Here is a 13,179-nt window from a genome sequence, read left to right on the forward strand (position 1 = left end):
GTCAGAGGTCCTTCGGGTCGGCCATCGCGGCGAGCGAGCGGCGCAGGATGTCGATGACGAGGTCCGCACCGGCCCGCATCGGGTTGACGCGCACGGTCCAGTCGGCCAGCCCCGGGGCGTCGTCCAGGGCCGAGCTGGACATCCGGTAGAAGAGCGGTGCGATCTCGTAGCGCGAGTTGGAGCCGACGGGGTACGGTGCGGCACCGAACCGTGCGGCGACGGACGGCAGTTCGGCCGCGACGGGCCGGTCGAGGCGGATCAGCAGGCAGCGGTCCTGGGCATTGGCGACGCGCACCTCCGCCACCCCGTCCACCTCACCGGCCGCGAGCCGTTCGGCGACCTCGGTCCCCACCCGGGACTGCACGGCCCACAGGAGTGGTACGTGGGTGAGGGCGCGCAGCGCGTCCAACGCCTGGTGGCCCTGGACCTGCCCGCCGCCGGAGTAGTTGTCGCGGCGGACGCCCTCGACCAGGTCCCGGGCGCCCACGACCAGGCCCACGCCCTCCGGCCCGTGGAGCTTGAAGAGCGAGAAACAGGAGGCGTCGGCGCCCAGTTCGACCCCGGCGGCGGGGGTGCGCATGACGGCGTAGTTGTCGTCCACGATCGTGCGGACCCCGGCCGCCCGGCAGGCGGCGATGACCTCGGCCGGATCGTAGGAGTCGGCCAGCCGCTGCCGGGTGTGCTGGACGTACGCCCACCGGAACCGCCCGGACGCCAGAGCGGCGTCGAGCGCCGCCCGGTCGTTGAAGTCCGCCTCCGTGGTGCGCACGCCGATGCCCCGGAAGGTGACCTCGGTCGTGCGGTAGACCGGGGCCCGGTGGATCAGCAGATCGTCGCCCGCCCGGACGACGGCGTTGAGCGCGGCCCGGATCGCCCCGGTGCCCGCGCCCTGTACGAGGGCGGCCTCCTCGGCGCCGAAGAAGTCGGCGAGGACCGCCTCGACGCGGGCGGTGGTGCGGGGCCTGCCGAGGCCGGGGACGACTCCCGCGTCGGCGGAGAACAACTGCTCGCCCTCGAAGTGCGCGGCGGTGGCCTCCAGCAACCGGAACTGCCGGGCCGCGGCGTCCTCCAGGGCCACCGTCGGCAGCGGAAAGGTCACGGGGAGCGCGGGTGGGGGCGCGGGGCTCATGTCAGTTCTCCTCCACGGTCGCGCCGGTCAGGAAGCGCACCGGATTGCGGCGGGTCAGCAGGTCGATCAGGTCGTCGTCGGCCCCGGCCGCCCGCAGCCGGGGCAGGAAGTCCGAGAAGAGGTGCCCGTACCCCTGGCCGCCCTCGCCGCGCAGATAGCCGTGGCGGGAGATGTCGCAGCTGAGCAGGGCCCGGTCGGCGTGGCCCGCCTCCAGCAGTGCGAGCAGCAGCCGCAGCCGGGTCCCGTCACTCTGGTACGCGGTCTTGCCCACGGTGTCGAACGCGACGTACGCCCCGCTCGCCGCCAGCTCCCGGTGGACGCCGGGGTCGTCCAGGAGGTCCTGGTGCCCGATGCTCACGCGGTGGGCGGGCAGGCCCTCACCGGTGAGCAGCTCCAGCTGGGCGAGGCCGCCCCGGCCGAGCTGCGCGTGGGTGGCGACGGAGAGGCCGGTGGCGAGCGCCGCGCGTGCGCCGGCCCGCAGCACCTTGGCCTCGGCCGCGGTGGGTACGTCGCCGTGGCTGCCGATCTCCCCGAGGACGCCGGGCCGGACGCCGCTCCCGTCGATGCCGTCCTCGATCTCCCGGACGAGGACGCCGGTGAGCGCCGCCACGTCGAGGGCGTCGATCTCCGCTGTGTGGAACGGCTCGTAGTACCAGCCGGTCGCGGCGACGACGGCGATACCGGTCTCCCGGGCGATGCGGGACAGCGCGCGGATGTCACGTCCCATGCCCCGGCAGGTCAGCTCGACGACCAGGGCGAGGTCGAACTCTTCGCGCAGTGCGGCGAGTTCGGCGGTCACGGCCGCCGCGTGGCGCTCCGGTCCGAGGACGGCCGCGCCGTCGCCCACCCGGTCCAGATCGAGGACGAGGTGCTCGTGGGCGAGGGCGGGGCCGCGTACCGAAGCGGCCCGGAGCTCTCCGGTGACGGTGCGCAGGGTGTGCGGTGCGGGGTGGTTCATCGTGGGGCCTCCTGCTCCATGTACGGCACGGCCTTCTCCGCGTACGGCACGGCCGGATCCGGGGTCGGACGTCAGCCCTTGACCGGGGTGAACAGGTCGAGCCAGTAGAGGACGTTGAGGAGGACACCGCCGACGATCACGGCCGCCGGGGCCGCGGCCATCCTCACGACGGGCCGGCCCATCGACTCGTTCAGCAGGTAGAGCCCGCCGACGACGAGGATGCCGAGCCCGCCGCCCATGGCGTTGGCGGCCATCAGCGAGCCGAACAGGATCGCGAGCTGGAGGGTGTCCCCGATGGCGCTGCGCAGGTGCTCCGAGGAGTCCCGGACGCTCGGCAGCTTGCCGAGCACCTTGCCGATCCAGGAGAGGGCCAGCACCTCGACGGCGAACACGAGCGCACCGACGACGGCGGCCAGGAAGGGGTTCGGCATGAGGTACCCGATGGGGTACACCAGGGTGAAGCCCGCGATGCCGTACGCGCCGGAGGCCAGGGCGGTCGTGGCGATCAGCGGGATGAAGCCGAAGACCCGGTAGAAGTCGACCTGCGCCGCCTCGGCGTACTGCCCCTTCGCGATCAGGAAGCTGGTCGCCTCGCCGCCGCCGAACACGTGCATCTGGGCGAGGACGCACACGCCCGCGCCCAGCAGCATGAACAGCGGCAGGTACTTCCGCAGCCGGGTCGCGCTGGCGCTGAAGAGGGATGCCATCGGGTCGTCCCCGGTCACCTCCTCCACGACGCCCGCCGCCCGGTCGGCCCGGCGCTGCCGCAGGTCCTTGGAGACGGCGAGGCCGATGAGCATCAGCACGCCCACCGCCATGGCCAGCGCCCCGGCGAACATGTCGGGCCACAGCTTCATCGTCAGGACGACCAGGGCCAGTTCGAGGACGCCCGCGACGCCGCCCCACCTGCGGCCGAACTGCTTGGTGATGGCGAGCACGGGGAAGAGCGTGAACAGGAACAGGATCGGCGTCGACATCTGCTGCATCGCGGTCAGGAAGTCGACCGGCAGGTCATGGGCGACGTCGTTGGCGCCGTTCAGTCCGAAGACGACCACCGCGCCCCACGCGCCGCCGAGGATCGGGGCGAGCCACTTCTTCGGTGACAGCATTCCGAGGATGTCCGTGGGCAGGAAGAGCAGCCACGGGTTCAGCACACCGGTGGACAGGGCCATCGGCGCGCCGAGCCCGAAGATGAACCCGGCGGAGAGCCCGAACGAGACGGCCGTCGTCGCGCTGCGGGTGGTGCGCCCCTGGATGAAGTCCAGCAGGAAGGGGCGCACGCCGTCGTTGAAGACGGCCAGCGCCATGTGCGCGATGAACGCCGTGAGCGCGCAGAGGGCTATCACGGTCAGTTGCTGGGCCAGCGAGAAGTCGAGTTCCGCGCCGGCGGCGAGAGTGGTGCTCACGAGTCACTCCTTGGTGCCCGGGACGATGAGAAGGAGGCTGTGATCAGCCGCGGGCCGCGATGGCACGGGCCATCAGCGGGGCGATGACGTCGATCTGGTCCATCGAGAAGCCGAAGGCCTTCTTGCCGTCGGCGAGCAGCGCGGCGATCGTGTCCTCGGTGGGGACGCTCCGGCCGAAGGTGTGGCAGGAGGCGCTGCCCAGGAGGCCCACGAGCACGCCCAGCGACGCGCCGGCACCGGTGTGGCAGGTGCCCAGGTAGTAGTCGGCCTGGCCGACCCGCAGCTTCATCGCGGCGTCCATGTCGCTGGAGGGGACGACGTCGAGGGAGTCGATGCCGAGGCTGCCGATGGCCTGGGTGACCTCGACCTTGCCGACTCCACCGGTGAGGATCTTCGTCATGGCTGTTCTGCTTTCTGCGTGTTCCTGCGGGGCGTAGGGGAGAGCGGGGCGTAAGGGGGCGCGGGGAGTGGTCAGGACGTCGAGGCGGGCGGGGACTGCCGTGCCAGTACGGCCAGGTGCATGCCGAGGAAGTTGATCTCGGATCGTGGGAGAGCGGCCCCCAGCTCCCGCTCGGCCCGTGCGGCGACCTCGCGGGCGCGGGCGACCGCTTCCGGATGGTCCGCCAGTTCGGCGGCGACCTGGTCGTCGGTGAGGAACTGCTCGATCGGCTCGCCGTTCAGCAGACGGCCGATGGCCATCATGAGATGGCTGGTCAGCATGCCCGCCGTCGCCTCGGTGACGAGATGCCCCTCGGCTTCCAGGGCGGCGAGTTCCGCGGCGACGAAGTCGGCCACCCCGGGTTTGACCTGACCGCCTTCGCGGAACAGCTGGATCCGCAGTGCGAGCTGGTCGTCCATGGCGCTCCTCCTCAATCAACAATAACCAGGATTCTGTATTTTCAGGCTGTGCGACGCTCCGGACCTCCGCGCCGCATCGGCCGGGGCGGCAGGCCAGGTCAGTACGAGGGGACGCGTTCTCCCCGCAGCACCTCACTCTGCAGCCGCGTCACCGTGGACAGGTCGAGCGACTCGCGGACGGCGGCGAGCGCCTTCGCTCCGTCGGTCCGTCCGATCACGGCGGCGGTGGAGTTGCGCAGCGCCAGCTCCCGGGTGACCTCGTCGCCGAGCGGCACCACGTCGACGCCGAGCCCGAGCCGGTCCTGCGCCTCGTCGAGGTTCCAGACGGTCGCGTCCACCTCGTTCCGTGCGAACAGGTCGTGCAGTTGCATGTAGGAGGCCTCCCGCCATTCGATGTCCTCCCGGCCGGCGAACACCCGCTCCACGAGCATGCGCAGATCCTCCGAGGCGTGGTCGATCGCCACCCGGAGTCCCGGCGCCGCCAGGTCCGCCCCGTGCCGTACGAGCATGCCGTGCGCGCCGACGTAGGTGGCGGGGCCGAGGTCGGCCACCAGCTCCACCGGATGTTCGGCGATCAGTCGGTCGGCGGCGAAGCGCGACAGCACCACCAGGTCGACCTTGCCCTCCAGCAGGGCGGCCGTACGGGCCCCGGCGCCCCGCATGAACGTGATCGCGAACGGCGCGCCCGCCTCCTCGAAAGCGCTGCGCAGTCCGGTCGCCAGCCCCTCGTACCTGCGCGAGTAGGGGAGCGGCATGGCCGCGAGCAGGGTGCCGAGACCGGAAAGCCGCCACAGGACGGTGCGGTCGGAGCGGACCAGGAAGGTTCCCAGGTGGCCGCGCGCGGTCGTGGAGATCGCCCCGGCCTCCTCCAGCAGCTGGAGGGCCGCCTGGACGGTTCCGTTCCCGCAGCCCAGCTCCTCGGCGAAGTCGCGCACCCGGGGCAGTCGGGTGTCCGGCTCGTGGTGCAGAAGCAGGACGGCCAGCTGCCGGGCGGCGAGGCCGTTGCGCGTGAGGAGTCGGTCGTCGAGGTCGTTCACGAATCAAACAGTAAACAGGATTCTGGATACTGGCAAGGGTCGTGCCGCCGGGCCTGTGTACGGCCGCCCCGGGTCGGTCTCAGTCCGGCAGGGGGACGCGGATCACGGGGTCGAACGGGTGCTTGTTGAAACCGCTGCGCACGTTGCGGCAGTTCGGCGCCTGGCACATGAAGAACTCGTCGGCGCTCCGGCGGCCCGTTCGGCTGCGGAGCCAGGTCTTCTCGTCGGCGGTAAGGGAACGGTGCTGCTCATCGGAATCGCACGTGTAGCAGTACATGGCGCGGGCCGGCACAGGACCTCCTGAAGCGGGTGAACTGGCAGAAGGTGAAGCATATGAGGGCGCGTGGGGCGTGAGCGGGGTGCGGCGCGCGCGATTATGTCGGTGGCGGCGCGGGGGCGCGTCCGCGGGTGCTGGACGCTCCCCGGTTGTCGGCCGGGGTCAGCCACGCGCTGATGCCGTCCAGTGCGCCTGGCCCGTAGTCGGAGGCGACGTCGGCGGCGAGGTCGGCGACGGTGGTCGAGCGGAGGGACTCGCGCCAGGCTGCCTCGGCCCGGCCCATGGCGCGGTTGATGGCGCAGGGAGTGGTGCAGGCTTCCGGGGGAGTGGCCATCGGGCCGCGCTGCCGGATCTCCGTGCAGACGAAGGCGGGCCCCGGCCCGTCGACCGCCTCGACGACGTCGAGCACGGTGATGAGCGCCGGTGAACGGGTGAGGACGTAGCCGCCCGCCTTGCCCTGGACCGACTGGACGAGTCCGGCCCGCGACAGGGCTTGCAACTGCTTGGCGAGATAGCTGGGCGATACGTCGTGCAGCTCCGCCAGTCGCGCGGCCGGCGCGGGTTCCTCGGTCGAGGTCAGCACGACGCAGCAGTGCAGTGCCCACTCGACGCCACCAGACATTTTCACTTCTTCACTCTAATCCACGGCTACCGATACCCGGATAGCGAATGTCCGAGTAGCATCTCGGACAGAAGATGTCCGCGTTCGGTGGCGGGGGTGGCGGAGATGCCCTCCTCGGGTGCCGGACGGGACACGCCATCGAGGAAGGGCAGGGCCATGCACATCGCTGTCATCGGCGGAACCGGACTGATCGGATCCCGGGTGGTGCGGGATCTCGACGCGGCCGGTCACCGCGCGGTACCCCACTCCCTGTCCACCGGGGTGGACGTGATCACCGGCGAAGGGCTCGACGCCGCCCTCGCCGGTGCGGACGTGGTCGTCAACCTGACCAACTCGCCGACGTTCGACGACGCCTCGCCGGCGTTCTTCCGTGCCTCGATGGACAACCTCGTCGCCGCCGCCCGGAAGGCGGGCGTCGGGCACTTCGTCGTCCTGTCGATCGTCGGGGTCGACCAGGTGCCCGAGCTGGACTACTACCGGGCCAAGACGCTCCAGGAAGAGATCCTGCGGGCCGGGCCCGTGCCCTACTCCATCGTTCGCGCCACGCAGTTCATGGAGTTCATGGACGCCGTCCTCTCCTGGACCTCCGACGACGACATCGTGCGCCTCCCGCGCACCCGGCTCCAGCCGGTCGCCGCCGCCGATGTCGCCGCCACCGTCGCCGAGGTCGCGACCGGCGCACCGCTGCGGGGCACCGTCGATCTCGCAGGGCCCGACGCCTACCCGCTGGACGAACTGGGCCTCATCACCCTCCGTGCCAAGGGCGACAGCCGCTCGGTGACCACCGACGACACCGCCGGAATGTTCGCCGCCGTCAACGGCGACGTCCTCACCCCGAAGGGCGACGCCCGCATCGCCCCCACCCGTTACGCCGACTGGCTGGCGCGGCAGGCCTGACGGGGGAGCAGCCGAGGACGCGCACCTCGGTGGCCCTCCGTCCGGAGAGCCGCCGAGGTCCCGGTCGTCCGCGTCAGCGGGCCAGGGTGAACGCCTGGGCCGGGGAGCCGGAGCACGGCTGCTGGGACAGCCTGGCCCCGTCGGCCGTCGAGGAGTCGTCGATACCGAGGCACTTGCCGCTGTGGCGGGCGACGAAGCGGTACTGCCCGCCGCCGGCCAGGGGCTCCGGCCGCCACTGCTGATTGAGGCCGCCCTCGTAGGACCACAGATGGACCCTGGTGCCGTCGGCGGTGGCCCCGGAGCCGCCGTCGACGTCCCAGGCCTTCGCGTTGTGCCGGTTCACCACCTGGTAGTGGCCGCCGTCGGTCGGCCGGAACTGCCAGCCCTGGTTGGCCCCGGTCCCGCAGGCCCACTGCTGCAGGGCGGTGCCGTTGGCCGTACCCCAGTCGGCCGCGTCGAGACAGGCCCCGCTGTCGGCGTTCCGCACCTGGTACCACGCGGCGGGGTCGATGGAGCCCACGGGCGGCTCCGTCGTACCGCCGCTCCCGACCCAGGTGAAGGTGGCGACGGCCCCGGCGGGCAGCGTGTACGCGAGCGACCTGCCGTTGTCGGTCAGGGAGAACCGCTGCGCTCCGGAAGCGGTGTTGACGACCACGGCCGCGCGGCTGCCGTCGCTGTTCTGGAAGGCGACATTCCGCACTCCTCCGGCACCTTGGCCGGTGGAGCCGATCCGGACCGCGCCCGCCTCGACGAACTTGGAGACATGACCGAGGACGTAGAACTCGGCATTGCGGGTGACCTGGCCGCCGTTGATCTCCACGATGCCGTTGCAGCGGTCGGTGCAGTGACCCTGGTGGGGGCCACCGTTCCGATCGAGGGCGAGGTTCCAGTTGATCACCGTCTCGCCGCCGTTGCGCATGTTCTGCACCACCAGGTTCTCGGTGTGCCACTTGAGCGTGTCGCCGAACGTCGTCGCCGGGTTCGCGCTGTCGGTGCCGGAGCACTCCGTGAAGAAGACCCGCTTCCCGGCGTCGGCGATCTGCTTCTGGGCGGCGGGCGCTCCGCCGTAGCAGTGGAACGCGGCGCCGATGATCCGCTGGATGCCGCCGGTCCGCGCGAAGACATCGAGCGGGTAGTCCGGGTGGTCCCAGTTGTGGTCGTAGGCCAGGATGTTGGTCGGTAGGTTCGCCGCGGTGAGCGCACCGTCCAGGACCCGCAGGAAGTCGGCCTGTTGGGTCGAGGTCATGCTCATGGACGGGTAACTGGTCGCGAATTCCGGCTCGTTCTGCGCCGTGAGGTCGGTGAGGGCGATGCCCTCCCGGCCGTACGCCCTGATCGCCTTGACCAGGTAGTCGGCGTACGTCTGATAGTGCTCGGGCCGCAGACTGCCTCCGTTGAGCGAGTTGTTGGTCTTCATCCAGGCCGGCGGCGACCAGGGGGAGCCCATGAACCGGATGGCGGGGTTGATGGCGGTGGCCTGCTTCAGAACCGGGATGATCTGGCTCCGGTCCCGGTCGATGGAGAAGGCTCCCCGAGTGTCCTCGTAGGTGTACGTGTCTGCGTTCGCGTCGAAATCGGTGCTTCCCAGCGGCTGGCGCAGGTAGTTGAGCCCGATGCCGTCGCCCTCCGTGGAGAACAGCGACTTCAGCACCGCCGTGCGCTGCGTCTGGGGGAGGCTCTGGAGGAGACGGGCGGACGCGCCCGTCACCGAGGCTCCCGCGCCGGTGAACTTCTGGCCCTTGTCCGCGGCGTCGATACGGATGTCGACCGCCTGCGGGGCCCCGGTGAAAGGGACGGTTCCCTCCGGGGTGAGCTTCTTGGAGCCGTCCGGAGTGGTGACCCACACCTGTGCGGCCGGGTCGGCCGCCCGGGCGGTTCCCGCGGCGCCGTCGACGCCGAGTGCGGCCACGGCGAGGACGAGCGCGGCGACTGCCGCGCGCGCTCCGGAACGAGGGCGAGTGGAGGTTGGCATGGTTGCGGCTCTCCTTGGGTTCGTACCTGCTGACAGGTTGCACCCCGGCCGACGGAGGGCGCGGCGGACGCCTCGCTCCGGGCGTGCCGGTCACAAGAGGGCGGGACAACGGCATGAAAGCACACCCACTAAGTGGTTAGTAAGTAGTCGGCTCCGGTGTTCTTCCCTCCGGCCCGGAAGATCTTCACCCGGGCTTCGGCAGGCTTAAGGTGAACCGGTGAGCAACCAGTCAGTGGGCAGGCCGGCGCGCGGTCCGGCCAAGCCCCGAACACCGCGCAGCCCGGAAGCCCGGCAGCGGCAGCAGGACATCCTGGCCATCGCCATGGACGCCTTCGCCGCCCGTGGTTACAACAACGCCTCGCTCGCCGAGATCGCGGACCGGGTCGGCCTCACGCAGGCGGGGGTGCTGCACTACTTCCGCTCCAAGGCCCTTCTGCTCACCAGCGTGCTCGAACTGCGCGACCAGCGGGACATCGAGCACCTGGGTCCGGACCGCCCGCAGGGGCTGGATTTCCTGCGGCACCTGGTGAACACGGCACTGCGCAACGCGGAGCGCGAGGGCATCGTCCGGCTGTACGCGGTGCTCTCGGCGGAGTCCGTCACCGATGACCACCCCGCCCAGGACTACTTCCGCGACCGCTACCACGGGCTGCGCGCCTTCGTCGCCGACGCCCTGCGCGAGGCCTGTGGACCTCCCGCCGGCCGCGAGGACCTGACCGACAACGCGGCCAACGCCATCATCGCGGTCATGGACGGCCTCCAGGTCCAGTGGCTCCTGTCGCCGGAATCCGTGGACATGGCCGCGTCGACCGATCTCGTGGTCACCTCACTGCTGGCGACTCTCGACCCCGAGCGCTTCGGCCCGCACGCCGCCGACTGACCGCTTCCGGGTCGGTCGCCTACTCCAGGCCGTTGCGTGCGGCGAGTCTCAACAGGACACCGATCAGGGCGGGTTCGAGCCCCAGCGCCGTGAAGGTGAGAGGCGCTCGGCCTCGTCGTTCGACCTCGACGCGGTGGGAGGCCATGAGGAGGGACGCGCTGCTCGTCCTGCGCAGGCCGGTCACCTCCCGCCATATCACCGCGTCCCGCACCCCGCCGAGCGGGCCGGTGACGGCGATGCCGCCCCGGTGCAGTCGGCACTGGTTGCCGCCGCATCGCGCGGTGACGAAGCGCCACACCAGGCGCAGGCCGAACAGGACAAGGACCACGGTCGCGGCCACGGCGCCCTTGAGCAGCGCGGAGTTCGGTCTGATCCACACCAGCGCGACGATCAGGACCACCACCAGCAGGGTGACGGTCCGCACCGCGAACTGGGCGAGCGCGCCTGCGAGCCCCACGGCGTGGTACGTGCCGATCCGCTGCCCCAACTCCGGTCCGCTCCTGGTCTGTCGCACGATGAACCGCCTTCTCGGGATCAAAGCCACTGGTGCCCGCCCGTCCTCGGCTGAGCGAGTGGCGGGCCAGGACGACCGCGCTTCCGCCCCTCGGCGCCGCCGTGGACCCGACGCTATGGCTGCCCGAGACATGACACCAGCGACCGAATCACATGGAACCCATGCGCGACCGGAATGTGATCGGGGAGGATGCCGGTGTCCGGGCGACGAGCGCGCGGTGAGAGGGGGAAGACATGTGGGACAACGAATCGCTCCGGTTGCTCGTCGCCGTGGCCGAGACCGGATCGTTCACCCGGGCGGCGGCCCGGCTCGACTACACGCAGTCCGCGGTCTCCCGGCGGATCGCCGCACTGGAGCACCGGGCGGGCGGGCCGCTGCTCGTACGCCTCCCACGCGGTGTACGGCTCACCCCCGCGGGGCGGGTACTGCACCGGCACGCCGTTGATGTGCTCGACCGCCTGGCCCGGGCCGAGCGGGACCTCGCCGTGCTGCACGCGGGAGACGGCGGGACCCTGCACACGGGCGCGTTCGCCACCGCCGGCATCGCACTCCTGCCGGCCGCGCTGCGCGCCCTCAAGGACGCCCGGCCGGGGGTCGAGGTGGTGGCCGTCGAGAATCCGACCGGCACGCTGATGCGGCAGCTCGCGGACGGGACGCTCGACCTCGCCGTCGTGAGCGACTACCCCTACGGTCTGCCCTCGGCCGACGGGATCACGACCACCGTGCTGTGCGAGGACGAACTGCTCGTCGCCCTCCCGCGCCGACACCCCCTGGCCGGGGCCGAGGTGGTCGACCTGTACGAACTCCGTGACGAGACCTGGATCCAGAGCGCCTACGGCGACCGCCCCACGATGCTCGCCGACGCCTGCGCCCGAGCGGGCTTCACCCCGGGAAAAGTCATGCGGATCGCCGGGTGGGCGGGCAAGTTCGGTTACGCGGTCGCCGGGCTCGGCGTGGCCCTGGTCCCCTCGCTGGCGGCGCCGGCGGTCCCCGGCGAGCTCGTCCTGCGCCCCCTCACCGACCCCGCTCTGCGCCGGACCGTGCACGTGGCGCTGCCCGACACGCCGCTCGCAACTGCCCTGGTCCTGCGGGAGTTGCTGCTCGTGGCGGTCGCGGAGCGCGAACAGCTCCGCTCACCGGGGTGATGCGGCCCGCGCCCCGTCCGGTACGCCCGTTCCGGGGGAAGGGGCGACGGAGCCGGGCACCCGCACGTCCACGCCGTCCGTCGCCTCCAACCGCGCGTCCAGGCAAGCCGGAAGCCGGTCGTGCGCGGAGCCCGGAGTCGGCTCGGGACGGTCGCCGGGAGCGCTGATCACCACGGCCGTCAGGTCCGAGGACCGGTCGACGCGCGGATCGGAGGCGAGCCGGCCGGTCACGGCGGTAGCCAGGCGTGTCGTGGGCGTTGTACGTGGACGCGTACGTGTCCACGAACCCGTCGAGCGCCTCGCCGGGAGAGTGCTCCGCACCGCCGACGCGGTGGAGCGGGTGCGCGCCGATCCGCGGGTGGACGCGGCTCGGCCCGTCCGACGGGGCGCGCGAGGCCGTGCACCGCGCGGTGACCGCGGTGCCGGGTCGCTTGAAAGGGTGACGCCCCATGCGCGGGGCGATTACTCGATGACCAGCTGGACGTCGATGTTTCCCCGGGTGGCCCTGGAGTACGGGCAGTAGGCGTGAGTGGCCTCGACCAGCTTCCGCCCGGCCTCGCCCGCGAGGGAGTCCGGGAGTTCCACGCGCATGACCACCGCGAGGCCGAAGCCGTCGCCGTCCTTGCCGATGGAGACCTCGGCGGTCACGGAGGCGTCCTTCGTGTCGACCTTCGTCTCGCGACCGACCGCGGCCATCGCGCTGGCGAAACAGGCGGCGTAGCCGGCGGCGAAGAGCTGCTCGGGGTTGGTGCCCCGACCGTTGCCGCCGAGGGCCGGGGGCATGGCGAGGGGGAGGTCGATCTGACCGTCCGAGCTCACGGCACGGCCCTCGCGGCCGTTGGCGGTGGCGGCGGCGGTGTACAACGCGTCCATGGGTGATCCTCCACTGGAGCCCCGACCGGGATGGTCGCGGCGACAGAAGAAAAGATTGCACACAACTAATTTGTGCACAACTTAATCGCGTGGTCGGCGGTACGCTGGTTCTCATGACCACTGCTCCGGGCGCCTCGCCCGATCTCTCCGACGTCCCCGACGCGGTGCTGCTGCGACTGGACCACCAGGTCTGCTTCTCGCTGCACGCCGCGTCGCGCGCGTTCGGCGGCTTCTACCGGCAGGCTCTCAAGGACCTGGGTCTCACCTACTCGCAGTACCTGGTCATGCTGGTCCTGTGGGAGCACGGCCCCCAGCCGGTCAAGGGCATCGGAGAGCGCCTCCGTCTGGACTCCGGGACCCTCTCGCCGCTGCTGAAGCGGCTGGAGGCGGCCGGACTGGTCCGGCGTGAACGCGGCCGCGAGGACGAACGCTCCGTTCTGATCGACCTGACCGGCGAGGGCGCGCGCCTGCGTGACCGCGCGCTGGCCGTTCCCCGTGGCGTGCTGGACGCCACCGGTCTGTCCCTGGACGAGGTTCTCGGGCTGCAGGAAGTCCTGGGCCGCCTCACCGCCGCTCTGGGCGAGGCTGCCGACGCGTACTGAGCCGCCGAG

16 protein-coding genes are annotated in these 13,179 nt (G+C 71.4%); 4 read left to right on the top strand and 12 right to left on the bottom strand.

Translation table 11 applies throughout. The features are described 5' to 3' along the window. Window position 1: 1 nt before the first annotated feature. The 8 genes from ACIRJT_RS30755 to ACIRJT_RS30790 all read right to left on the bottom strand — a co-directional run bounded on the left by ACIRJT_RS30755 (window position 2) and on the right by ACIRJT_RS30790 (window position 6,287). On the bottom strand, window positions 2-1,129 hold the full coding sequence (locus tag ACIRJT_RS30755; RefSeq protein ID WP_403915513.1) for an aminotransferase class V-fold PLP-dependent enzyme: 1,128 nt from the start codon (window positions 1,127-1,129) through the stop codon (window positions 2-4). A 1-nt stretch (window position 1,130) separates the two neighbouring features. Beyond that, window positions 1,131-2,087, bottom strand: a complete 957-nt coding sequence (locus tag ACIRJT_RS30760; RefSeq protein WP_403915516.1) for a phosphotriesterase — start codon at window positions 2,085-2,087, stop codon at window positions 1,131-1,133. 71 nt (window positions 2,088-2,158) lie between these two features. Beyond that, a complete protein-coding gene (locus ACIRJT_RS30765) occupies window positions 2,159-3,493 on the bottom strand; it encodes a YhfT family protein (RefSeq protein WP_403915519.1) in 1,335 nt (444 codons plus the stop codon). 43 nt (window positions 3,494-3,536) lie between these two features. Beyond that, window positions 3,537-3,893: a DUF2620 domain-containing protein gene (locus ACIRJT_RS30770; RefSeq protein ID WP_361332538.1), complete on the bottom strand. Its 357-nt coding sequence runs from the start codon at window positions 3,891-3,893 to the stop codon at window positions 3,537-3,539. A 71-nt stretch (window positions 3,894-3,964) separates the two neighbouring features. Continuing rightward, window positions 3,965-4,351 (bottom strand): PRD domain-containing protein, encoded by a 387-nt coding sequence (locus tag ACIRJT_RS30775; protein ID WP_403915522.1) that lies wholly within the window; start codon window positions 4,349-4,351, stop codon window positions 3,965-3,967. 98 nt (window positions 4,352-4,449) lie between these two features. Further along, a complete protein-coding gene (gene yhfZ, locus ACIRJT_RS30780; protein WP_403915524.1) occupies window positions 4,450-5,388 on the bottom strand; it encodes a GntR family transcriptional regulator YhfZ in 939 nt (312 codons plus the stop codon). Between the two features lie 79 nt (window positions 5,389-5,467). Next, the gene (locus ACIRJT_RS30785) at window positions 5,468-5,680 is read right to left on the bottom strand and encodes a hypothetical protein (protein WP_403915527.1); all 213 of its coding nucleotides are present in this window, start codon (window positions 5,678-5,680) and stop codon (window positions 5,468-5,470) included. An 82-nt stretch (window positions 5,681-5,762) separates the two neighbouring features. Continuing rightward, window positions 5,763-6,287, bottom strand: coding sequence for an RrF2 family transcriptional regulator (locus tag ACIRJT_RS30790; protein ID WP_403915530.1), 525 nt, complete (start codon window positions 6,285-6,287; stop codon window positions 5,763-5,765). 156 nt (window positions 6,288-6,443) lie between these two features. Here ACIRJT_RS30790 and ACIRJT_RS30795 point away from each other — a divergent pair, with 156 nt between their 5' ends. Further along, the gene (locus tag ACIRJT_RS30795; protein WP_403915533.1) at window positions 6,444-7,184 is read left to right on the top strand and encodes an SDR family oxidoreductase; all 741 of its coding nucleotides are present in this window, start codon (window positions 6,444-6,446) and stop codon (window positions 7,182-7,184) included. A 73-nt stretch (window positions 7,185-7,257) separates the two neighbouring features. Here the strand turns inward: ACIRJT_RS30795 and ACIRJT_RS30800 are convergent, their stop codons facing one another. After that, window positions 7,258-9,156, bottom strand: a complete 1,899-nt coding sequence (locus tag ACIRJT_RS30800; RefSeq protein ID WP_403915535.1) for an RICIN domain-containing protein — start codon at window positions 9,154-9,156, stop codon at window positions 7,258-7,260. A gap of 217 nt (window positions 9,157-9,373) precedes the next feature. On the opposite strand from ACIRJT_RS30800, the gene ACIRJT_RS30805 reads away from it, so the two are divergent. Continuing rightward, the gene (locus tag ACIRJT_RS30805) at window positions 9,374-10,036 is read left to right on the top strand and encodes a TetR/AcrR family transcriptional regulator (RefSeq protein WP_403915538.1); all 663 of its coding nucleotides are present in this window, start codon (window positions 9,374-9,376) and stop codon (window positions 10,034-10,036) included. A 19-nt stretch (window positions 10,037-10,055) separates the two neighbouring features. Here the strand turns inward: ACIRJT_RS30805 and ACIRJT_RS30810 are convergent, their stop codons facing one another. Beyond that, on the bottom strand, window positions 10,056-10,550 hold the full coding sequence (locus tag ACIRJT_RS30810) for a hypothetical protein (protein WP_403915540.1): 495 nt from the start codon (window positions 10,548-10,550) through the stop codon (window positions 10,056-10,058). 233 nt (window positions 10,551-10,783) lie between these two features. On the opposite strand from ACIRJT_RS30810, the gene ACIRJT_RS30815 reads away from it, so the two are divergent. Continuing rightward, entirely contained in the window at window positions 10,784-11,695 is a 912-nt protein-coding gene (locus tag ACIRJT_RS30815) for a LysR family transcriptional regulator (protein WP_403915543.1), read from the top strand. Here the strand turns inward: ACIRJT_RS30815 and ACIRJT_RS30820 are convergent. Beyond that, window positions 11,684-11,926 (bottom strand): hypothetical protein, encoded by a 243-nt coding sequence (locus tag ACIRJT_RS30820; RefSeq protein WP_403915547.1) that lies wholly within the window; start codon window positions 11,924-11,926, stop codon window positions 11,684-11,686. The two genes, ACIRJT_RS30815 and ACIRJT_RS30820, sit on opposite strands and share 12 nt — an antisense overlap. A 231-nt stretch (window positions 11,927-12,157) precedes the next feature. Continuing rightward, window positions 12,158-12,568 (bottom strand): Ohr family peroxiredoxin, encoded by a 411-nt coding sequence (locus ACIRJT_RS30825; protein WP_403915550.1) that lies wholly within the window; start codon window positions 12,566-12,568, stop codon window positions 12,158-12,160. Between the two features lie 113 nt (window positions 12,569-12,681). Here ACIRJT_RS30825 and ACIRJT_RS30830 point away from each other — a divergent pair, with 113 nt between their 5' ends. Continuing rightward, a complete protein-coding gene (locus ACIRJT_RS30830) occupies window positions 12,682-13,170 on the top strand; it encodes a MarR family winged helix-turn-helix transcriptional regulator (protein ID WP_403915552.1) in 489 nt (162 codons plus the stop codon). Window positions 13,171-13,179: the final 9 nt, after the last annotated feature.

Source organism: Streptomyces sp. NPDC102283, from assembly GCF_044766265.1.
Classification (GTDB): Bacteria; Actinomycetota; Actinomycetes; order Streptomycetales; family Streptomycetaceae; genus Streptomyces.